General features: G+C 36.0%; 22 protein-coding genes and 1 riboswitch. Of the genes, 12 read left to right on the forward strand and 10 right to left on the reverse strand.

Annotated elements, in window-relative coordinates; all coding sequences use genetic code 11:
• Positions 1–9: 9 nt before the first annotated feature.
• The 3 genes from ACSBRB_RS00300 to ACSBRB_RS00310 form a co-directional block, all read right to left on the reverse strand.
• Positions 10–993: a thermonuclease family protein gene (locus ACSBRB_RS00300; RefSeq protein WP_435031096.1), complete on the reverse strand. Its 984-nt coding sequence runs from the start codon at positions 991–993 to the stop codon at positions 10–12.
• Between the two features lie 578 nt (positions 994–1,571).
• On the reverse strand, positions 1,572–1,859 hold the full coding sequence (locus ACSBRB_RS00305; protein ID WP_435031097.1) for a hypothetical protein: 288 nt from the start codon (positions 1,857–1,859) through the stop codon (positions 1,572–1,574).
• 398 nt (positions 1,860–2,257) lie between these two features.
• Entirely contained in the window at positions 2,258–2,992 is a 735-nt protein-coding gene (locus tag ACSBRB_RS00310; RefSeq protein WP_435031098.1) for a hypothetical protein, read from the reverse strand.
• Positions 2,993–3,523: 531 nt separating this feature from the next.
• Between ACSBRB_RS00310 and ACSBRB_RS00315 the strand changes: the two genes are divergently transcribed.
• The 3 genes from ACSBRB_RS00315 (at position 3,524) to menC (ending at position 6,767) form a co-directional block, all read left to right on the forward strand.
• Positions 3,524–4,093, forward strand: a complete 570-nt coding sequence (locus tag ACSBRB_RS00315; protein WP_435031099.1) for an LPXTG cell wall anchor domain-containing protein — start codon at positions 3,524–3,526, stop codon at positions 4,091–4,093.
• Between the two features lie 257 nt (positions 4,094–4,350).
• Positions 4,351–5,736, forward strand: a complete 1,386-nt coding sequence (gene menE / locus ACSBRB_RS00320) for an o-succinylbenzoate--CoA ligase (protein ID WP_435031100.1) — start codon at positions 4,351–4,353, stop codon at positions 5,734–5,736.
• Between the two features lie 11 nt (positions 5,737–5,747).
• Positions 5,748–6,767: an o-succinylbenzoate synthase gene (menC, locus tag ACSBRB_RS00325; RefSeq protein ID WP_435031101.1), complete on the forward strand. Its 1,020-nt coding sequence runs from the start codon at positions 5,748–5,750 to the stop codon at positions 6,765–6,767.
• Here menC and yidD read toward each other — a convergent pair.
• Positions 6,741–6,989 carry a membrane protein insertion efficiency factor YidD gene (gene yidD, locus ACSBRB_RS00330; RefSeq protein WP_435031102.1) on the reverse strand — a complete coding sequence of 83 codons (249 nt, stop codon included), beginning with the start codon at positions 6,987–6,989 and terminating at the stop codon, positions 6,741–6,743. The genes menC and yidD overlap by 27 nt on opposite strands.
• Positions 6,990–7,051: 62 nt before the next feature.
• Between yidD and ytkD the strand changes: the two genes are divergently transcribed.
• Complete coding sequence (ytkD, locus tag ACSBRB_RS00335) at positions 7,052–7,531, forward strand: RNA deprotection pyrophosphohydrolase (RefSeq protein WP_435031103.1); 480 nt, start codon at positions 7,052–7,054, stop codon at positions 7,529–7,531.
• Between the two features lie 88 nt (positions 7,532–7,619).
• Here the strand turns inward: ytkD and pckA are convergent, their stop codons facing one another.
• Positions 7,620–9,212, reverse strand: coding sequence for a phosphoenolpyruvate carboxykinase (ATP) (gene pckA / locus ACSBRB_RS00340; protein WP_435031104.1), 1,593 nt, complete (start codon positions 9,210–9,212; stop codon positions 7,620–7,622).
• 155 nt (positions 9,213–9,367) lie between these two features.
• A riboswitch (SAM riboswitch) is annotated at positions 9,368–9,479 on the forward strand.
• Positions 9,480–9,586: 107 nt separating this feature from the next.
• On the opposite strand from pckA, the gene metK reads away from it, so the two are divergent.
• The 3 genes from metK to ACSBRB_RS00355 all read left to right on the forward strand — a co-directional run bounded on the left by metK (position 9,587) and on the right by ACSBRB_RS00355 (position 12,828).
• Positions 9,587–10,783: a methionine adenosyltransferase gene (metK, locus tag ACSBRB_RS00345; RefSeq protein WP_435031105.1), complete on the forward strand. Its 1,197-nt coding sequence runs from the start codon at positions 9,587–9,589 to the stop codon at positions 10,781–10,783.
• Between the two features lie 106 nt (positions 10,784–10,889).
• Positions 10,890–11,792 carry a hypothetical protein gene (locus ACSBRB_RS00350; RefSeq protein WP_435031773.1) on the forward strand — a complete coding sequence of 301 codons (903 nt, stop codon included), beginning with the start codon at positions 10,890–10,892 and terminating at the stop codon, positions 11,790–11,792.
• Between the two features lie 193 nt (positions 11,793–11,985).
• Positions 11,986–12,828: an aldo/keto reductase gene (locus tag ACSBRB_RS00355; protein ID WP_435031106.1), complete on the forward strand. Its 843-nt coding sequence runs from the start codon at positions 11,986–11,988 to the stop codon at positions 12,826–12,828.
• A gap of 22 nt (positions 12,829–12,850) precedes the next feature.
• Here ACSBRB_RS00355 and crcB (ACSBRB_RS00360) read toward each other — a convergent pair whose 3' ends face one another.
• The 3 genes from crcB (ACSBRB_RS00360) to ACSBRB_RS00370 form a co-directional block, all read right to left on the reverse strand.
• Positions 12,851–13,204 (reverse strand): fluoride efflux transporter CrcB, encoded by a 354-nt coding sequence (gene crcB, locus ACSBRB_RS00360; protein WP_435031107.1) that lies wholly within the window; start codon positions 13,202–13,204, stop codon positions 12,851–12,853.
• A complete protein-coding gene (gene crcB, locus ACSBRB_RS00365; RefSeq protein WP_435031108.1) occupies positions 13,197–13,565 on the reverse strand; it encodes a fluoride efflux transporter CrcB in 369 nt (122 codons plus the stop codon). The genes crcB (ACSBRB_RS00360) and crcB (ACSBRB_RS00365) overlap by 8 nt, the downstream gene beginning before the upstream one ends.
• An 87-nt stretch (positions 13,566–13,652) precedes the next feature.
• The gene (locus ACSBRB_RS00370) at positions 13,653–13,958 is read right to left on the reverse strand and encodes a hypothetical protein (RefSeq protein WP_435031109.1); all 306 of its coding nucleotides are present in this window, start codon (positions 13,956–13,958) and stop codon (positions 13,653–13,655) included.
• 264 nt (positions 13,959–14,222) lie between these two features.
• Between ACSBRB_RS00370 and ACSBRB_RS00375 the strand changes: the two genes are divergently transcribed.
• Together ACSBRB_RS00375 and ACSBRB_RS00380 are read left to right on the forward strand one after the other, a co-directional pair.
• Positions 14,223–14,942, forward strand: coding sequence for a transaldolase (locus ACSBRB_RS00375; protein ID WP_107391642.1), 720 nt, complete (start codon positions 14,223–14,225; stop codon positions 14,940–14,942).
• Positions 14,943–15,176: 234 nt separating this feature from the next.
• Positions 15,177–15,632 (forward strand): hypothetical protein, encoded by a 456-nt coding sequence (locus tag ACSBRB_RS00380; RefSeq protein ID WP_435031110.1) that lies wholly within the window; start codon positions 15,177–15,179, stop codon positions 15,630–15,632.
• An 8-nt stretch (positions 15,633–15,640) separates the two neighbouring features.
• On the opposite strand, the gene ACSBRB_RS00385 is transcribed toward ACSBRB_RS00380, so the two are convergent.
• Positions 15,641–16,078 carry a competence protein ComK gene (locus ACSBRB_RS00385; RefSeq protein ID WP_435031111.1) on the reverse strand — a complete coding sequence of 146 codons (438 nt, stop codon included), beginning with the start codon at positions 16,076–16,078 and terminating at the stop codon, positions 15,641–15,643.
• 1 nt (position 16,079) lies between these two features.
• Positions 16,080–16,646, reverse strand: a complete 567-nt coding sequence (locus ACSBRB_RS00390; RefSeq protein WP_435031112.1) for a sigma-70 family RNA polymerase sigma factor — start codon at positions 16,644–16,646, stop codon at positions 16,080–16,082.
• Between the two features lie 137 nt (positions 16,647–16,783).
• On the opposite strand from ACSBRB_RS00390, the gene ACSBRB_RS00395 reads away from it, so the two are divergent.
• The 3 genes from ACSBRB_RS00395 to ACSBRB_RS00405 all read left to right on the forward strand — a co-directional run bounded on the left by ACSBRB_RS00395 (position 16,784) and on the right by ACSBRB_RS00405 (position 19,838).
• Complete coding sequence (locus ACSBRB_RS00395) at positions 16,784–17,008, forward strand: hypothetical protein (protein WP_435031113.1); 225 nt, start codon at positions 16,784–16,786, stop codon at positions 17,006–17,008.
• Between the two features lie 264 nt (positions 17,009–17,272).
• A complete protein-coding gene (gene sagB / locus ACSBRB_RS00400) occupies positions 17,273–18,118 on the forward strand; it encodes a peptidoglycan release complex glucosaminidase SagB (protein WP_435031114.1) in 846 nt (281 codons plus the stop codon).
• Between the two features lie 235 nt (positions 18,119–18,353).
• A complete protein-coding gene (locus tag ACSBRB_RS00405) occupies positions 18,354–19,838 on the forward strand; it encodes an FAD/NAD(P)-binding protein (RefSeq protein ID WP_435031115.1) in 1,485 nt (494 codons plus the stop codon).
• The last annotated feature ends 41 nt before the right edge of the window (positions 19,839–19,879 follow it).

Raw genomic sequence — 19,879 nt, forward strand, 5'->3', positions numbered from 1 at the left:
TACTTTAAATTAATTCGCTTCACAAGCAAAATTATCTTTGTCACGGTCATGTCTTGGTTCATAAGCAGGGTGATCGCTTGGCACACCATTTGGATAAACTTCTCTTAATGCAGTACAGTTTGCAAAGCTTTCGCTTGAACTAGCAAATGCTTGAACATTTTCATTTGGCACTTGAGTATTATCCACTGTATTATTTGCGCCAGTTGTATCATTAGCTGCATTGTTGTTTTCATTCGTTGCCGGTGCATTATTATTGTCATTAACAGTGGCATCGTTGTTATTATTGCCATTCGCATTATTTGCTGCTTCATCTTCAAATGCTGAACCTAAACTCCAAATGCCGATTTGTTCTGCTTTTGCTTGCTCTTGTGAAGCCTCTAAATCACTTAGATAGCGAGTGTTAGGAACGTAAACGTAAGCTACTTTTGCTAATCCTTCTCTAACTAAAATATTGTTTAATAATTTACCGTCTACATAAACGTATGTGAGATATCTATCATATTTGTCTTTCTTTTCGCCGACATCGAATTCAACTTCAATTTTTTTGGCTTGCTTGAGTAATTCAGCGGTACGGTTTGAAGCTTCTTCGCCAAAAGGTTGTTTTCCTACACGTGGGTGTTTGGTTTCGGGAGTATCAATAAGTAAGAATCTGAAGGACTTTACCGCTCCTTTGTAAATAAATTTAGCAGTATCGCCATCTACTGTAGCAGATAATTTCATTGGAATTCGCGCAGTTGTTCCTGCTGCAGGTTCTGCGGTCGTTTCGCTTTCTTTTTCTTTATTTGATTCTTCTGACTTTTCTTCGCCTTTTTGTTCATTTGTTTTTTCTTCTTTTGAGGTTGATTTATCCTTTTGCTTTTCTTCTTTCTTAGAATCATCTTTCTTCTTTGTTTCAGAAGCTTTACTTTCCTCTGAATCTTTTTTCTCCGAATCCTCACATGCGCCAAGCACTAAAAAACTTGCTAGCGTTAAAAATAATAACTTTTTCTTCATAATTCGACTCCTCACTTAAAAATTAATTTGAAGACGTTATATCAAACATTATTTTCTGGATCGTTCATCACGTTATTACAGTTTATAGAAAATGAAGAGAAGGGTGTAAAAAATTAAAAGTAAAGTGATGAAAGAGAGTATAAATTGAATTGCCATCTCCATAGTGCATTAATATGTGTGTATGCGTTTTCAAATTTGGTCATGTCTTTTGAAATTAACAAATAAAATAAGATAGTAATCTACACTATGGCTTTCAAATTAAGCGAGTATTTCAATTTTAGCTATTATTTTTATTTGCTTCTTTTAAAATATCCACACTATTTCTCTATATTAATCATAGGTATAAGACTATAAAAATTTAAATAGTTAAATGTCTTAGACAACTTAATAAAATAATAAGACAATTGTAGTGAAAAGTAAACAACTTTTAAGAAAAAGACAATACCCCCAACACAGATTTTAAGAATTATCTGTGAAGGGGGTATTTAGTAAATATCATACTCTATATTTTAAAACCAATGGCAAATACAATAGAGTACTTTGTTTATGGTTAATCTTAAATTTTAATCACTAGTTAATTATTGAGCGTCTTCAGAAGATTCGTCGTCAGAAGATTCATCTTCAGTTGAGTCGTCATCAGAAGATTCGTCATCAGAAGATTCATCTTCACTTGAATCGTCTTCAGTAGCGTCATCTTCAGAAGATTCGTCTTCACTAGATTCGTCTTCGCTTTGACCTTCATCTTCTGAGCTGCTATCTTCTTCGCTTTGTGACGGTTCGTTATCTTGAGAATCTTCGCCTTCCTCGTTACCACATGCTCCTAAAACTAAGAAACCAGCTAATGCTAAAAATAAAAGTTTTTTCATTCTAAAACTCTCCTTTTTGAAATATTTTTATCACCGTCGGTACTTTCATTATATCCCGAAAGTTTTGATTATTTGTAAATTCAGAATTAAATTTATGTTTTACTTTTGTTTATTGCAAAAGGCATAAATTTAACATTTTACAAAAAGGGGATGATGACAGGCTTAAGATAATGCAATATACTTTGCATATTTCCAAATAGAGAGTGAAAAATTATATCATTTTTTTGTGAGAGAGGGTTGTTTTTGTGAAAATAAGGCCATTTTTATCCACCTATAGTGTTATTTTAAACTTAAAATGGCTATTTATTAAAACTAGCTTTACATTCTATTAGTAAAAAGTGAAGCTATCATATCATTTCTCCCTATTATTTTAAAAATTACTTGAAATAGGGGAAGAATCATTCATTTTTGTACTGATCGTATACGCCATTTTCAATTTTTTCTTCTTCTTCTAAAATTTTATTGTATACTTCTTCAGCATCATCACCATCATAACGTCCCTGTTCAATAAGATGTTTCGTTTGTAATTCTGCTGAAGAAAGCCCACCATTGTATTTCTCACGTAATGCGTTATAGTATTCTTCTTCTGTTTCAGCAGTGTTGATTTTAGCATTAACATCCTCATATACATTATCTTCTGTTTCGTTTCTATCATATATAGAGGATTCTGCACCACTTTCAACACGAAGCGAGCTTTCATAAGCTGCAGTTGCTGGACCTTCTAACACATTACCCTGCGGAATAATACCATTAGCTACGGCATTATTGTAAGCGAGTATTTTATCGCCTTCACTGAAATCTTGACCATAAAGTACACGCTCTAACATGGCTCTATCAGCGATGTTATTGATGTCTATTTGTGCTGGCATTTCATTTGAATTTTGTGTGATTACTTCATTATCTTGTGTTTGAATCTCATTACTTTCATTGTCTTTAGTTTCATTTTCATCAGCCTTATTATCTTTTAACTTCTGATTGTTATCCTTTTGTTTGACTTCTGATTTAGATTTTTTATCTTTCTTCGTATCTTTTTCCTTCGAAGCATTGACTTTATTGTCCTTGGCATCATCTTCATTTCCACATGCACTCAATAAGAGAAAACTCGCTAAACTTAAATATAATAATTTTTTCATCATTTTTCTCCTTTATCCACTGATCTTTTAAATACCATTAAATAATACAAGAAGATTTAACGCATCTGTCTATTTATATATAGAAATAGGACATAACATGTGTAGAATCATCTCGTTCAATTTAAATGTTAAATAGCCAGTAGCTTTTATTATTGTTAGTTAAAGTTATTATACACTAGTGCAATGTGTTTATCGACGCTATTAGATTACAATCTAGATAATAGTACATTAATTAAAATGAGTTATATATAATATGAAAAAATTTAAAATCGATAAATAAAGAGCTTTCTTTGTTTTGAGTCATCTACCTATAACTATTCTTTACAATTTATGACTTTCAATAAAGTATCATTATTTTATCAAGATGATCATACCAGTGATGTATTCGCTTACTTAAAAATAGAAAACTGATTTAAATTTTTAACGTTTATTTAACAATCTAAAGTGTTTGTAAAATTATACGCAAAGCCAATAATTTAGAATTATCGTGTGATAAGCTGTAAGTGAGCCAAGTAAAGGGAGGAATTGTAAGTGAAAAAGTTCGGTTTTGCAGCTGTAACTGTTTTGACTGGTTCATTAATGCTAACTGGTGGGTCTGCTAACGCCCAAGAAGGACCATACGAAGTCGTTGCAGAAGACAACGCAACAGCGATTGCTCAAGACGTTGCTTCTCAAAATGAAGCATACGATCCTTCACAACAAAATTTCGCTGAACCAGAATCACACGGTGATTTTTACCAAATAGAGACAAGCAATAAATCAGGAATCGACGCGGGTGCGTACCGAGTACACGATAACGGCGTTGTAGAATTCAAATCTGGTTTAGCTTCTGATCGTGATGAAGATTATAACAAAGTCGGTCAATATGAATTTGCTATAACTCCCACACAAAACAATTCAACAAAATCAAAAGATAATAAAGTAGATAGAAAAATGGAAATCGGCCAATCACCGCAAGATCCAAAAGCCGACAAAAAAGAAGATACACTACCTAAAACAGGCGAAAGTGATCATCATACAGGTAGAAATTTAGCGGCGACACTGTTATTAACAATGGGTACAGTGCTCACAATCACTAAAAGAAATGCAAAAGAAGCATAGTAGGGGACAGACAAGTCACGCATTTCTCGTTAAGATGTAAAACCTAACGAGAAATGTGTTTTTTTATTGCTAAAATTAATCCAAGCTCGACACATTACTTATAAATAACGTAGTAAATCTCCTCAGTTATAGCAAATGAATAGTAAAACGTGCAATTCAACCACAAAAAAATTCAGTGAGTAAGAATTTAAACATGAGCCTCAAAAATACTATTAAAAACGTTATAATAGAAAAAGAGATATAGGAGGTAAATGACAGTGGAAGCTTGGTTAACACAACGTGCAACAACTCAAAAAGACAATGTATTTATAGATGATGGCAAGCAACGACTGACATATGGTGCATGTTACGAACAAGCATCGAAATTCGCTCATGTGCTACATCAACTATCCAGACCAAGAATCGGTGTCTATGTAGACAATTCTATGGAGGCTGTTATTTTAATCAATGCAGCATGGTTGGCGGGTATCGAAATTGCAATGCTCAATACGCGTTTAACAACGAAAGAAATGATTGCTCAAATGCATTCTATTCACGTAGACACAGTGATCACAACGATGCCGTTAACGTTAGATGCTTCTATAAAGGTCTACAATTATCAACATCTTGAGTCATTCTTAACGGATGAATCATATGTAGTGCCATATGACGAGAATCGCATTGCTTCTATCATGTTTACGTCAGGGACAACTGGGCCTCAAAAAGCGGTCCCTCAAACATTTAAAAACCATGAAGTCAGCGCAAAAGGTTGTGAACAAAGTTTAGGCTTTGATCGTAACAGCGTATGGTTATCTGTGCTACCGATTTATCATATTTCAGGACTCAGTGTGATGTTGCGTGCGCTTACGAAAGGTTTTACCATGCGTCTTGAACATAAATTTGACGCACAACGTATGCTACGTATCATCATGGACGAGGAACCCACGCATGTTTCTTTAGTCCCTCAAACATTAAAATGGCTCATGGATGCAGGATTGCACGAACCATATCATCTAGAAAAAATTTTACTGGGTGGGGCAAAGCTTTCTGCAGGTTTGGTTCAACAAGCGCTTGAGTACCATTTACCGATTTACAATTCCTTTGGTATGACTGAAACGTGCTCCCAGTTTTTAACTGCTGCGCCAGAAATGTTAGCTGAGCGCCCGGATACAGTGGGCAAACCAAGTGATAATGTGATAGTTAAAATCAAGCAACCCAATAAAGATGGCCATGGTGAACTCCTCATTCGCGGTGATAATGTGATGAATGGATATTTATATCCTGAAGGTTTAACAGATGTATTTGAAGAGGGCTATTTTAATACGGGTGATATCGCAGAGATTGATGACCAAGGCTATGTCATGATTTATGACCGACGTAAAGATTTGATTATCAGTGGTGGGGAAAATATTTATCCTTACGAAATAGAATCTGCAGCCAAACAATATCCTGGAATAGTGGATGCGATGTGTGTGCCTGTGACAGATGATACATGGGGTCAGACGCCTTATTTATATTACATTTCAGAACATGAGATTGAAACGCAATCATTACAGCAACATTTTCAACAACATTTAGCAAAATATAAAATTCCAAAATCATTTGAGCGTGTCACTCAATTACCGTATACCTCTACGGGTAAATTGCAACGCGGTCGGCTGTAAGGGAGAAACTGATGACGCTACATACACTAAAATCACTACATTTTTATCAGTATAGCGAACCATTTAAAGAAACGATCACTACACCTAAAGTGACACTTAAGGAGCGAGAAGTACTTGTAATAGGTTTAGAAACAGAGGAAGAACAATATTTTGGAGAATGCAATGCCTTTCGTACTGCATGGTATGATGCCGTAACGATAGAGGATGTCGTCTCTCGTTTGAAAGACTGGTTTCAAAACGTGAAAGGTACGACGATTGAGACATTTGAAGATGCACAAAAGTTAGCGGACGCACTCAACGATTGTCCAAGCGCCAGAAGTACCGTGATCATGGCGTTATATCAAATGTTTTATCCACTTAAAGCGTTCGCTGTAGACTATGGAGCCACTGTGAGCGGGATGACACAAACCAAGCTCAAACAGCTCAAACAGACCGCCCCGAAAAGGGTGAAACTCAAATGGTCTGCAGATGTACTAGATGATATACGAGCCGTGCAGGGGTTGCCATTTTCATCTTCAATTGCACTCGATGCTAATGAATCGTTAACATTTCAAGATATGACATTATTAAAACAATTAGATCACGATGCTATTTTATATTTAGAAGAACCGTTTATTGATTTTCAAAATGATCTCATGGATGAAGCATCAGCATATGCACCTCTAGCTATTGATGAAAAAGCAACGAGTGAAGAAGATATGATGCATCTCGTCAAGCAATACCCTATTGATACCGTTATATTGAAGCCATTTCGCCTTGGGGGCATAGATAACCTGTATACAGTGATGAAGCAATTACAACAACATGGGATTCATGTCGTAGTCGGTGGCATGTATGAATTTGGATTGAGTCGCTATTTTACCGCATTATTAGCACGATTGGGTGATTTCCCTGGAGATGTAACACCTGACGGGTATTATTTTGAACAAGATTTTGTACCTCAATCAGGTATATTAAAAGGAGGCTCAATTTATTTTGAACCTCCTGAAGTAGATGCGGATCGTTTAACGCTTATTGATTCGATTTTTTAGGATCTTCTTTTTTAATGGCACAGGGTCAAAACCACCTTTATGGAAAGGATGACATTTTGATATTCTTTTAATGCCAAGCCATAAGCCTTTAATGGGTCCGTGAATTTCAATAGCTTCTCGCGTATATTCAGAACAAGTTGGATAGAATCGACATGTCGCAGGGGTCAATGGTGAAATATAGTGTTGATAAAAATGGATCAAAGCGAGAAATATTTTTTTCATAATTAATCCTCCAACAAATTGATTATCATACATTTTAACACAAGTAGAAAGGGATGGCGTGTGTGAAGTTTAAAGATAAAGAAAATGATGATGTTTACCTTACCTTTAAGTCAGATGAAACGGATGAACCAGATGGAAAACATGTATTAATTATTCCATTATGGGAGGGACAATATCTGTTTACGCAACATAAAGAAAGAGGGATTGAATTCCCAGGTGGTAAGGTAGAAAAAGGGGAAACATCGATGCAAGCAATGCATCGAGAATTATATGAAGAAACAGGTGCTGTTGTGAAAGCATATCAATATATCGCTCAATATTATGTTGATCGTACACAAGGCAAGGGATTTTATAAGGATGTATTTGTAGCATCGATTAAGCATATTAAGGAAAAAAGCGATTATTTAGAGACATTAGGGCCAGTTTCTTATACAGATTTGACTGACATACCTCATGAGCAAAAGAGCTATCTTTTAGAAGATCCTGCAATTTTAGCTTGCGTCGAATACGCGAAAAAAATCTCATTAGAGGCAGAGAACTAAATCTTTTTATCATAGGTATAAAAAAGACGAGACTCAACAGAGAGCCTCGTCCTTTTTTGATTTTATCGAGTTTCATTGTTTTTAAATTTTATTTTTTGAAGCCGCCTTGTTCAGCAATATCAGCAACATCTTCACCGAATTTTTCAAAGTTATCATTGAATCGTTGGATGAGATCGTTTGCTTGTGCTTTGTAAGCTTCTTGATCACTCCATGCATTGATCGGGTTCAGAATAGTTGTTGGTACATCTTCAACGACTTTAGGAATACTTAAACCAAATGTATCATCTTGGATGAATTCAGTGTCTTTTAATTTACCTGTGATGGCTTGGTTAACCATTTGACGAGTATAAGCGAGGTTAATACGACGGCCTGTACCGTATTTACCACCTGTCCAACCAGTGTTCACGAGGTATACATCTACGTCATGTTTGTCGATGAGCTCACCAAGTAAGTTTGCGTAAACTTTTGCGTTTAATGGTAAGAATGGTGCACCGAAGCATGTAGAGAATGATGGTTCAGGTTCTGTGACACCACGTTCAGTACCTGCTAATTTAGCAGTGAAACCACTTAAGAAATGGTACATCGCTTGTTCACGAGACAATTTAGAAATCGGTGGTAACACACCAAATGCATCCGCAGTAAGGAAGATAATTGTATTCGGATGTGCTGCTTTAGATGGTGATACGATGTTATCGATATAATGAATCGGATACGCAGCACGTGTGTTTTCTGTATAGTAATTATCATCAAAGTCGATTGTGCCATCATTATCAACCACGACGTTTTCTAATACCGTACCGTATTTGATGGCGTTATAAATTTGTGGTTCTTTTTTATAAGATAAGTTGATTGCTTTCGCATAGCAACCGCCTTCGATATTGAAGATACCATTATCATTCCAACCATGTTCATCATCACCAATTAAATTACGTGATGGATCTGCTGAAAGCGTCGTTTTACCTGTACCAGATAGTCCGAAGAATAAGGCTACATCACCTTTTTGACCAACGTTGGCTGAGCAGTGCATGCTCATGATATCGCTTTTCGGTAAAAGGTAGTTCATAACTGAGAAGATACCTTTTTTCATTTCGCCCGCATATTCTGTACCACCGATGAGTACAATTTTGTGTTTGAATGAGATGATGACAAATGTTTCTGAATTTGTGCCATCGACAGCTGGATCAGCTTTGAATAAAGGAGCTGAGACAATCGAGAAACCAGATTTGATTGATTCAGCTTCTTTTTTACTGCTTGGTCGAATAAACATATTTTGGGCAAAGAGATTATGCCAAGCAAATTCGTTCACGACAGTGAGTTTCAGTTGTGAATCTTCATCGCTGCCTGCATAGCCTTTAAATACGTATAGTTCTTCTTTTTCGTGTAAATAATCTAACACTTTATCTAATAAGTTTAGGAATGTTGTTTCTTCAATCGGTTGGTTCACGTCGCCCCAATCAATATCGTCCTTGTAAGAAGGTTCTGCCACGATAAATTTATCTTTTGGAGAACGGCCTGTATATTTACCCGTACGTGCATTAACGGCACCTGATTGTGTTAATTCGCCTTCATTGTTTTGTATGATTTTGTAATAAAGTTCAGTTGTAGTTAATTGAAATTGGGAACTTTCTTTTGTAATAAGTTCTTTAATTTTATCCGTATAAGTATACGTATCTCGCGTCAAATTGATCCCTCCACTGGAAATAATATGTAAGCCTTTACAATTAAAAAGTATAACATATTTCTTTCATTAATCCATACCAAATTACATCATCATTTTCATACTCATATTAAATTGACATCCCACTACCGATTCGGTAATATAAGGAAAGACGGATTCTCTTATCCTGAGTGGTGGAGGGACATGGACCCAATGAAACCCAGCAACCTCTTCTCGAGCATGAAGAAAGGTGCCAAACCGTTTGCAGACATAACGTCTGAACGATAAGAGCGAATGGACGTATCGAGCCTTCTCTCTATTTAATAGTGAAGAAGGCTCTTTTTTATAAATTGGCTCAAGATAAGAAATTCTCGTACTATGCATTGAAGGAGAAAAAGATGACACATAACAAACGATTATTTACTTCCGAATCTGTGACAGAAGGGCATCCTGATAAAATTGCAGACCAAGTTTCTGATGCGATTTTAGATCAAATTTTAAAAGATGATCCGAACGCAAGAGTCGCTTGTGAGACAATGGTCACAACAGGTCTAGCTTTAATCACAGGTGAAATAAGTACAACCACATATGTAGATATTCCTAAAGTCGTAAGAGATACTATCGAAGGTATTGGTTATACACGAGCAAAATTCGGTTATGATAGCCAAACTATGGCGGTGCTCACGGCAATTGATGAGCAATCACCTGATATCGCACAAGGTGTCGATCAAGCACTCGAATATCGGAATGAGATATCTGAGGAAGAAATCGAAGCAACTGGTGCCGGGGACCAAGGTTTAATGTTTGGTTACGCCACAAATGAAACGGATACGTATATGCCATTACCGATTTTCTTATCTCATCAGCTCGCGCAGCGCTTAGCCGATGTGCGCAAAGATCATATTATTGATTATTTACGTCCAGATGGTAAAGTGCAGGTCACGGTTGAATATGATGAGGACAATCAACCTGCTCGCATTGATACAATCGTTGTATCAGCACAACATGCTGAAGACGTTGAACTAGAACAAATTCAACAAGATATTAAAACACATGTCATTTATCCGACAGTTCCTGAAAAATTAATCGACGACGATACAAAATTCTTCATTAATCCAACAGGACGTTTCGTTATCGGAGGACCTCAAGGAGATGCAGGTTTAACAGGTAGAAAAATCATCGTGGATACATATGGCGGTTATGCACGTCATGGCGGTGGATGCTTCAGTGGTAAAGATCCGACGAAAGTCGACCGTTCTGCAGCGTATGCCGCACGTTATGTAGCGAAAAATATTGTAGCGGCAGAACTTGCAGAGCAATGTGAAGTGCAACTAGCTTATGCGATAGGGGTGGCAGAACCTGTGTCTATATCCATCGATACATTTGGTACAGGAAAAGTATCTGAACAAACGCTTGTAGATGCCGTACGCAAACATTTCGATTTGCGCCCTGCTGGCATTATTAAAATGTTGGATTTAAAACAACCGATTTATAAACAAACTGCGGCGTATGGCCACTTTGGACGTACTGATGTGTTGCTCCCTTGGGAAAAATTAGATAAAGTTAACGTTTTGAAAGATACAGTTAAAGCATAAAAGGCTCTTTTTTAAAACATCAAACATAGCAACAGAGCTGAAAGAATAGAGAAAAACGACTATAATAGAGTTATTGAGGATATAAAAGGAGCGTTATTTTAACATGATGGATAGTAGCTTAATCTTTGTAATCGGAGCAATCATTGTTGCTATTGTGTTTTTAGTGTTATGGATCGTTACATTGATCAGTAAAAAGAACACGAAACAGAAAATTGAAGAATCATATGCATCTAAGCACAAACAATTAAATGATGATTATGAAGATGCGTTAGAAAAAGAACGCATTGAAAATAAAAAAGCAGTCACAAAACAAAAAGAAGAATATGAAACGACGGTTGCTAACAAAGATAAAGAAATTGATGCGTTGAAATTATTCACTAAAAATCATAGTGAATATATCACTGATATGAAATTGATTGAAATCAGAGATCGACTCGTGAAAGAAAAACGTATTCGTCCAGAAGATATGCATATCATGGCAAACATCTTCTTACCAGGTAATGAATATGGCGATGTGAGACGTGTGAGTCATCTTGTATTGACACGTACAGGCTTATATATCATTGACTCTAACTTATTGAAAGGTCATGTGCTCAATGGTGTGAGTGCAAATCAATTTAAAGAACAACCGTTATTAGAACAAGTGTTTACTACATTGAACTTAAATCCACAACAACCTCAAACAATTGCTTTAGATCAAAGTGACGAAGATCAACATCAATTAACATTCGTAGATTATACGAAACAGCTAGCAGACGTTGAGGCTCTAGCAGGTGATATGCAAACAGAGCTCAACTTAAAATACACACCAACAACGATTTTATACTTCAATCCTAAACGTGAAGGTGCTGTATCTATCGCTAATTACGCACAAAGCTCTAGTTCAAAAATATTGGTTGGACCAGAACAACTCGACGAATTCTTTAACAAATTTGTATTCCATGGCCGCATCCAATACAGTGTCGATGATTTACAACGCATTATGGATGAAATCGAATCATTTAATTAAAGTGAATATCTATAGCTTAACCGGGGCGTCACGTCGTCCCGGTATTTTTCTGCCTTTTGTTTTTTAAATCAGTGTGTCGCGCGTTTATTTCAATTTTGATTTACGTCATTTTCTTTATGTCCATTTTTTCTATATCATAGGATACGTGTTAAACTAAATATAAAAGCTATAATCGAAAGGGGATTGTGTCACGTTGAATCAAGTTACGTTTTATAATGGGAATGTGATGCCTAAATTGGGATTTGGTACGTATCGCATAGAAGATGAAGCAAAGTGTAAAGAAGCGGTACAACATGCAATTGAAGTGGGATATCGAAGCATTGATACAGCGATGGTTTACGAAAATGAACAAGCGGTCGGTGAAGGTATTAGAGCGGGATTAGAAAGTACTGGATTAACACGCAGTGATTTATTTATTACATCTAAATTATGGATAGACGATTACGGAAGTGGCAATGTAGAAGCGGCGTATGAGACATCACTCAAGAAATTAGGTCTTGATTATTTGGATTTATATTTGATGCATTGGCCGGGTACCGATGAAGCATTAATGGTAGATACATGGAGAGGTATGGAAGACTTATACAGAGATAATAAAGTGAAAAATATTGGTGTGAGCAATTTTAATGTTTCACACTTAGAAGCACTGTTTGCTCAAGTATCTATTAAACCGGTCATTAATCAAATCGAATTTCATCCTTATTTTCTGCAAAAAGAATTGAATATGTATTTAGATGTTCAAAACATATTGATGGAATCATGGTCTCCATTGTTAAATGGTGATTTATTGAATGATGAAACCGTCCAATCTGTTGCAAATGAAGTCGGACGTACACCAGCCCAAGTCATCATAAGATGGAATTTACAACACGATGTGGTCGTTATACCTAAATCTCAAACACCAGCTCGTATAGAAGAAAATATCGATGTGTTTGATTTTGAATTAACTGAAGATCAGATGGCAACATTAGATAATCTCAATGAAGATAAACGTACTGGCCCTGATCCTGATCACTACCACCGTTCAATTAAATAGATATCGAAGTTCGTTTAATGGATTATATCCACCTATAACCGATAAAGCAGGCAACAAAGCACAAACCATATTGCAACATTGAATAAACGAGCCATTTTAACCATTGTTGTGCTTGTAACATTTGCGCCAATTCATACATTAAGGTTGAAAATGTCGTTAACCCACCTAAAAAGCCTACAATGACGAGCGGGTACATACTATCATTAAACAAAGCAATGTGGGCAAATATGCCGATACAAAGGCTACCGATCAAGTTGACAAGCAATGTCGCGATAGGGATGGTTTGGCGTAAGTGCTGTTTATACAAGTCTGTGATCCAAGCGCGAACGACGGCACCTATACCACCACCGATGCACACACCTAATAAGTTAAGCATGTCGTCTACCTCCTAACTTCATACCCATTAAACAAGCAGCAAGGCCACAAACATAGCTCGTAATAGCATAAATAAAGAGCATCGGTATGTTATCTTGTTCGAATAAATGGATGAGTTCAAACTGGAAGGTAGAAAATGTGGTCAGTGCACCGATGAGCCCAGTTGTTAAACCTTTCTTCAATTTAGGACGTTGATTTAACAAGGAGAGGGCTGTCGTACTGCACCAGGCCATCGCAAAAGCGCCAATGATATTTACAAGCCATGTACCTAATGGAAAGGTAAGTCCGATATTCAACTGTGAAATGAGGTAACGCAAGCTAGCTCCGATTGCACCACCCACAAAAATGTAAACATATTGCACTGTTACGACCTCCTAACAGGAAATAAAAATGTAGGATCTCAACCTTTATTCAATTGCAAAAGGTATGGATCCTACGTTGGTTTCATATTAAAATAAAAAGCCAAACGTGCTGAGTGCAGCTACGATATGTATAAGGATGACCACGAGTAAAATATACGGTAACGCATGACTTGCACCTCTTACCCAGCTTTTGCGGTCATTTAAGTTCTTGATTGATTTGTCTGCAAATATAATCGCTAATATTAAAATAATCGCATTAATCACACTGCACACAAAGATGATTTTAAAAACGGAATTAAAATGCGTGTTCAACAAAGGATTTCTCGTATTAAAATAAAAGCTTATAATGATTAATAAACTTGATAAATAAAAGTAAATCTTTGATCGTCTCATCCTTAGTTCCTCCTGCAATTCGTTATCTCATCATACCATAAGTTGAAATAAAAAAGGAATTATTTTTTAACTTATCACACACATACATAGAAAGATTTTTATTATTACCACAAAGTATAAGCAAAAATATAGAATATACATCATGCTCGTGATATAAATGACATTGAATTGAAACATATTTAATGATAACAAACTAAACTGGTATCAATCGATAGGATGAAATATTACCTTACTTAGTTGTTATCACAGTTCGGAGGGAAAATAATGGCAAGAGAGCAATTAAATGTTGAAGTTTTCGCTGATGGTGCTGACATTGAGTCAATGAAATCAGCTTATAAAAATAATGAAGTAGACGGTTTTACAACTAATCCAAGCTTAATGGCTAAAGCAGGTGTATCAGATTATAAAGCTTTTGCAGAAGAAGCGGTTCGTGAAATCCCTGATGCTTCTATTTCATTCGAAGTGTTCGCAGATGATCTCGACACAATGGAACGCGAAGCAGAAATTTTAAAACAGTACGGTGACAATGTATTTGTTAAAATTCCAATCGTCACAACTGATGGTGAATCTACCATTCCATTAATCGAAAAACTTTCCGCTAATCAAGTTCGTTTAAACGTGACAGCAGTTTATACGTTAGACCAAGTTAAAGCAATCACAGAAGCAGTGACAGAAGGAGTACCTACGTATGTATCTGTCTTTGCTGGTCGTATTGCAGATACTGGTGTAGATCCACTTCCACTCATGAAAGATGCTGTTGAAGTGACACACAGTAAAGATGGTGTGAAATTATTATGGGCAAGCTGTCGTGAAGTCATCAATGTGATTCAAGCGGATGAAATTGGTGCAGATATCATTACATGTCCTGCAGACGTTGTTAAAAAAGTAAACAATAATCTTGGTAAAGATATTAATGAATTATCTGTTGATACAGTGAAAGGCTTTGCGAAAGATATCCAAGCTTCAGGTCTTTCTATTCTGTAAAATACCTATTAGTTAAAAAGTAAGACATAATGAAAGAGGGGACGAGCCAAAGGATGTTGAACTCGTCTCCTCTTTTTACATACGTGATACAATTGTGTTGCTTGTAAAACAGCAGTTTTAACTTCATTAAATAGAACCAAATCCAACAACTCATAGAGAACCATTGCGTGATGGTTTGACTTTAGCTATCATTTAAACATGTAGATAGGGTTAAAATAAAAGGAGCAAAGATATATGTCATTAGACACATTTAAACAACAAGTCCGCAAACAACTATGGTTTTTGAATAAGAAAGAAAAAGCACAACTAGAGTCAGTTTTCAGCAACTTAGAACAATCCTCTACAGAGATAGATATGAAAAAACCCATCCGTTTCGCTAATTCATTTTTAAAAACATATGTCTTTAAAGAAAAACAGCCTTCTACAGGTCAATTCTTTCTATTATTGTTCTGTATGATATTTGTTTACGTGATACTTCTCGGATTATTTCTATTTGGGTTACTCACAAGTTTGGCAGCAGTGCAATCCTTTGTAAATCCTGAGGTGCAGCGTTCAATGCTTGTCGTTATCCTAACATTGATCGGTGCAATCTTGTTGATTGTGCTTAGTATTTTCTTTATTAAACAACTCACGGGTTATTTCACGAAAAAATTATTGGAATATAAAATGAATCGTTTAAGACATGAGTAATGGTTTAACTAAATGAAACAGTGGAGTTTAATGAAGTGGATGAGTGCGATGCTTTCTTTCCATTTTCTATATATCAATGTGTAAGGTTCATCAATCATTAGCGTATGCGCGTTCACGAAGTGTATTTTCGTGCGGTCGCCGTGATGCTCAATATGATGGATATTAATCGCATTCACATAATATTGAATCGTAGCACGTTGGGGTTTGAGTGGCAGTAATACAAGTTGATCACAGACATAAAGTGGGACGCGTTTATTGATGTTAAGTAGGCGTTTCGGCGTTTCTCGCTGTAATTTAATATCTCGTAAGTATAGTTTTAAAATGGAATTCAGTACATGGGGTAAGGTGCGTGTGCTGAATTCTTTTTTATCTGGCCACTGTATCATCGTTTGGCTATTGGAATCTGTTGAGGTTTGTAGATAGAGTAAATCATGATACTGATGCAAGTTATACCTCCTGTGATTGAAGAAATTGAAGATATTTCCTCTTAATGGCTTGCTTATAATATTTGATCGAACTAATAGAACAGCCGAGTTTGTGCGCAATTTCTTTATGGGTATAACCGGCTAATTTTAACCGCAAAACGTGACGTTCGCGTGAGTTCAACTGTCTCAAAAATTGAACATAACATAATGAAGTTTCCGATGACTGCAAATCAGTCGTCATGGTTCTGTGCGTCAATTCTTGAGCAATCATTTCGTTATGATTAGACTGGGTTGATTGTTTACGGAATAGGTCGATGAGGTGAAAATTTAAGCGGGTAAAAAGATATTGCGGAAGTGAGTTAGATTTTTGAGGATGATAATGTTGAAGTAGTTCCCAAAATTTAATAAGCAGTTGTTGATAATACTCGTCATAATTATAGTTGATTCTATATTTTTTTAGCAAGTAATGTATGATTTTGTGATGCTTTTCATAGTAATATTCGAAATTCATTGCATGACTCCAAAAGTTGCATATACAACGTGTATTTCCGGATATCTTCAATTTACTCGATAGGCTGATTAATTTCATTTGCCAAATGAAGCCATAAGGTGTTAAATAGTAATGATAGATATTGTATTTAAGATGGAATATAAATGCTTTGAGGACCTAATAACAAGATTCGACATAATAGCATAACTTACCTAAAAAAGGTTAAGGAGGTAATTATGGATTACGCACACTTGAATTTAGAACATTTCTTCGCGCGACACGACGATTTAGATGCGATCAAAGATAAATCAGACTTCGTTATGATTAATAATGTGTCCAAAGAAATGTTTTATCGTGAAGGAGATACAGAAGGCCACATAGACTTAACACCTTACTTTTACAGAAATAAATCACAAGCTGTCAGTTTTATCATGATGGACTACCATAAAAATCAAGAGTAATGAAATTACAGTTTCATTACTTTTTTTTAATGAATTGGTAACAAGCAAGGGATTAAATTGTACTGGTAAACGTTTAATGTTAAACTTTAAAATCAGATAGTATAAACTATACATAATCATGACTTAAATTAATGCAGGATAGACGTGAAATCAAGTTGAAGCATTGTTATTACGGGCATAACAAGCACTGAGTTGATCACGATGATATAGACTTAATGAAGGTTCATCCTCAGTTAATTTAAAACAAACCTAGAGGTGTAAGATATGACAAAACGTAAGAAAGGCACAGTGTTATCGATTATAGGCTTGTTTATTGTCTTAATTGTTGTCGCAGGTATTGCTTTTTCTATGCTATCTGATCAAATTTTCTTTAAGGAAGTCAATAAAGAAGAACGTGTCGATCATTTAGATGTTTCTCTAGAAAAAGCTTCTAAGAAACAAATTGACAATTATACAAGTCAACAAGTGTCTAATAAAAACAATAATTGGCGTGATGCTTCATCTAATGAGATCAAAGCTGCCATGGATAGTAAACGTTTTATAGATGATGATAAACAGAAATATCAATTTTTAGAATTAGATAAATATCAAGGTATTGATAAGAATCGTATCAAACGCATGTTAATTGATAATGAAACACTGTTAGAACATGCGGACGAATTTGTGAAAGCAGCGAAACAAGAGCATGTGAATGAGGTTTACTTAATTTCACACGCGTTACTTGAAACAGGTTCTGCAAGCAGTGAACTCGCTAATGGAGTTGACGTAGATGGTAAGAAATATTATAACTTCTTCGGTGTCGGCGCGTTAGATAAAGACCCAGTCGGCACAGGTGCAGATTATGCGAAAAAACATGGTTGGGATACACCACAAAAAGCCATCACTGGCGGTGCTCATTTCATCCATAACCATTTCTTATCTTCAAAAGATCAAAACACACTTTATGGTATGCGTTGGAACCCTGAGAATCCAGGTGAACACCAATATGCGACAGATATTAAATGGGCAGAAAGTAATGCTGGTTTAATGGCTGATTTCTACAAAGAAATGAAAACTGAAGGTAAATACTTCAAATATTACGTATACAAAGATGATAAGGAACATCAATAATCATTACCTTTGAGAGACCTCGTCATTGTGTTTAATCATTAAGATTAAGTACAGTAACGAGGTTTTTTGGTCTGAAAATAGATCTAAATTTCTTTGAGTGTTTTTCAAAGACTGATGAAAGATTGGAAGATTAAAATCACATGCAATGATATCTGAAAGAAGGCTAAGGCTCTGTTTTAAAAATGCTTGAAAGTGTTATATAGAAAGAGGTAATAGGAAATTAAGGGGGGATAGCATGCGCATCGCAATCGTAGGTAGTGGAACAGCAGGAGTCAGTGTGCTAAAAGAATTAGTGAAGTACCCTGCATTTAACGAAATGGAAGTTGATCTTTACGATAATCCGACAAATATGGGGCAAGGCGTCCCATTTCAAGATGATAGTGACCAGCTGCTCATCAATTTACCAGCTGATCAAATGTCTCTCAATATCGATCATCCCCAAGAGTTTTACGAATGGGCTAATTCACAAAATCATAACACAATGGGTGAAGATAAATATTTGCCACGTTATGTGTTTGGTCATTACATGAGAGACTATCTAGAACATTATGACAAAGTGTTTGATCATGTCCACGTAATCAAAAAAGAAGTAACCGAGATTTATGTCGATGAACCTGTAGGCGAAACACAGTTTACATATCATGTATGTACGTCAACGGATATGAGAAGTTGCAAAGAATACGAGGTCGTATTTCTAACGATAGGAACATTATCCTATCACGATCCTTATCACTTAAAAGGAAAGCAAGGTTTTATAGCTTCGCCGTATCCTACATATAAAACGTTAGATAAAGTGAATGGTAATGATCGTATTGCGATCGTAGGTACAGGGCTAGCAAGTTTGGATGTCATTCGACACGTCATCGTAAACCATGAACAATTACCTATACGCGTCGTCAGTCGAAATGGTGCATTTCCTAGTGTGCGTGGACATATGCCTAAAGTCACGTTCCACCATATGACGCCCGAAGCTTTTAATGAGATTAAGCATCAAAACTTCGGGAATGTCCCACTTGATAAAGCGTTAGAGTTATTCTTAGCGGATTGCAAAGACTATGATGTTCCAGTTAATGAAATGATTCATCGAAAACAAGGAGATTATATAACTGATTTGACTTACGATTTGGAACGTCCAGACGTATTAGGACGCTTTCAAAGCTTGTTAGAACATGCGAAAGAGAATATGAACTGGATATGGAATAGTTTGAGTCATCAAGATCAAGTGCAGTTTTTAAAACGCTATCACAAAATCTTGAAAGCCAATTCTAATCCTATGCCACCTGAGACAGCGAAGTTATTGATACAACTTATACAAGATGGCAAACTCGACGTCTCAGGTGGATTGAGTCATATTGCTCACGAAGATGGACATTATGTAATGACATTTGAAGATGAGGACAAAGCGGAAGAACATTACGACATCATTATTAATGCGACAGGTTCCAAAACACAGCTGAAAGATTTAGATCATGATGATCAACTCGTCATCAATTTAGAAAACAGACAATTGATTCAAGCGCATCCGCTAGGTGGTATCCAAATCGTACCTGAAACGAATCAAGTCGTCAGCCCACGTTTTGGTACTTTACAACATATGTATGCGATTGGACAACTGACGAATGGTGTTAATCAGTCACGTAACGGTGTAAATATGTTAGTGAAACAAGCAGTGAGTATTGTCGAACATTTAATGCAGGAATATGACACAGTGAAATTATGAGAAAAGTGCAGCGTCGAAAATTCACTTTGACGTTGCTTTAT

It is taken from the genome of Staphylococcus auricularis (genome assembly GCF_051172115.1).
GTDB classification, from domain to species: Bacteria; Bacillota; Bacilli; order Staphylococcales; family Staphylococcaceae; genus Staphylococcus; species Staphylococcus auricularis_A.

Bases quoted from the DNA above. Each gene is read 5' to 3' on its own strand.
- ACSBRB_RS00310 (WP_435031098.1), bottom strand. From the start codon at position 2,992: ATGAAAAAATTATTATATTTAAGTTTAGCGAGTTTTCTCTTATTGAGT.
- ACSBRB_RS00300 (WP_435031096.1), bottom strand. From the start codon at position 993: ATGAAGAAAAAGTTATTATTTTTAACGCTAGCAAGTTTTTTAGTGCTT.
- ACSBRB_RS00305 (WP_435031097.1), bottom strand. From the start codon at position 1,859: ATGAAAAAACTTTTATTTTTAGCATTAGCTGGTTTCTTAGTTTTAGGA.
- crcB (WP_435031107.1), bottom strand. From the start codon at position 13,204: ATGCTTAACTTATTAGGTGTGTGCATCGGTGGTGGTATAGGTGCCGTC.
- ACSBRB_RS00405 (WP_435031115.1), top strand. From the start codon at position 18,354: ATGCGCATCGCAATCGTAGGTAGTGGAACAGCAGGAGTCAGTGTGCTA.
- menC (WP_435031101.1), top strand. From the start codon at position 5,748: ATGACGCTACATACACTAAAATCACTACATTTTTATCAGTATAGCGAA.
- ACSBRB_RS00395 (WP_435031113.1), top strand. From the start codon at position 16,784: ATGGATTACGCACACTTGAATTTAGAACATTTCTTCGCGCGACACGAC.
- sagB (WP_435031114.1), top strand. From the start codon at position 17,273: ATGACAAAACGTAAGAAAGGCACAGTGTTATCGATTATAGGCTTGTTT.
- ACSBRB_RS00390 (WP_435031112.1), bottom strand. From the start codon at position 16,646: ATGAAATTAATCAGCCTATCGAGTAAATTGAAGATATCCGGAAATACA.
- metK (WP_435031105.1), top strand. From the start codon at position 9,587: ATGACACATAACAAACGATTATTTACTTCCGAATCTGTGACAGAAGGG.
- ACSBRB_RS00380 (WP_435031110.1), top strand. From the start codon at position 15,177: ATGTCATTAGACACATTTAAACAACAAGTCCGCAAACAACTATGGTTT.
- ACSBRB_RS00370 (WP_435031109.1), bottom strand. From the start codon at position 13,958: ATGAGACGATCAAAGATTTACTTTTATTTATCAAGTTTATTAATCATT.
- yidD (WP_435031102.1), bottom strand. From the start codon at position 6,989: ATGAAAAAAATATTTCTCGCTTTGATCCATTTTTATCAACACTATATT.
- ACSBRB_RS00350 (WP_435031773.1), top strand. From the start codon at position 10,890: ATGGATAGTAGCTTAATCTTTGTAATCGGAGCAATCATTGTTGCTATT.
- ACSBRB_RS00375 (WP_107391642.1), top strand. From the start codon at position 14,223: ATGGCAAGAGAGCAATTAAATGTTGAAGTTTTCGCTGATGGTGCTGAC.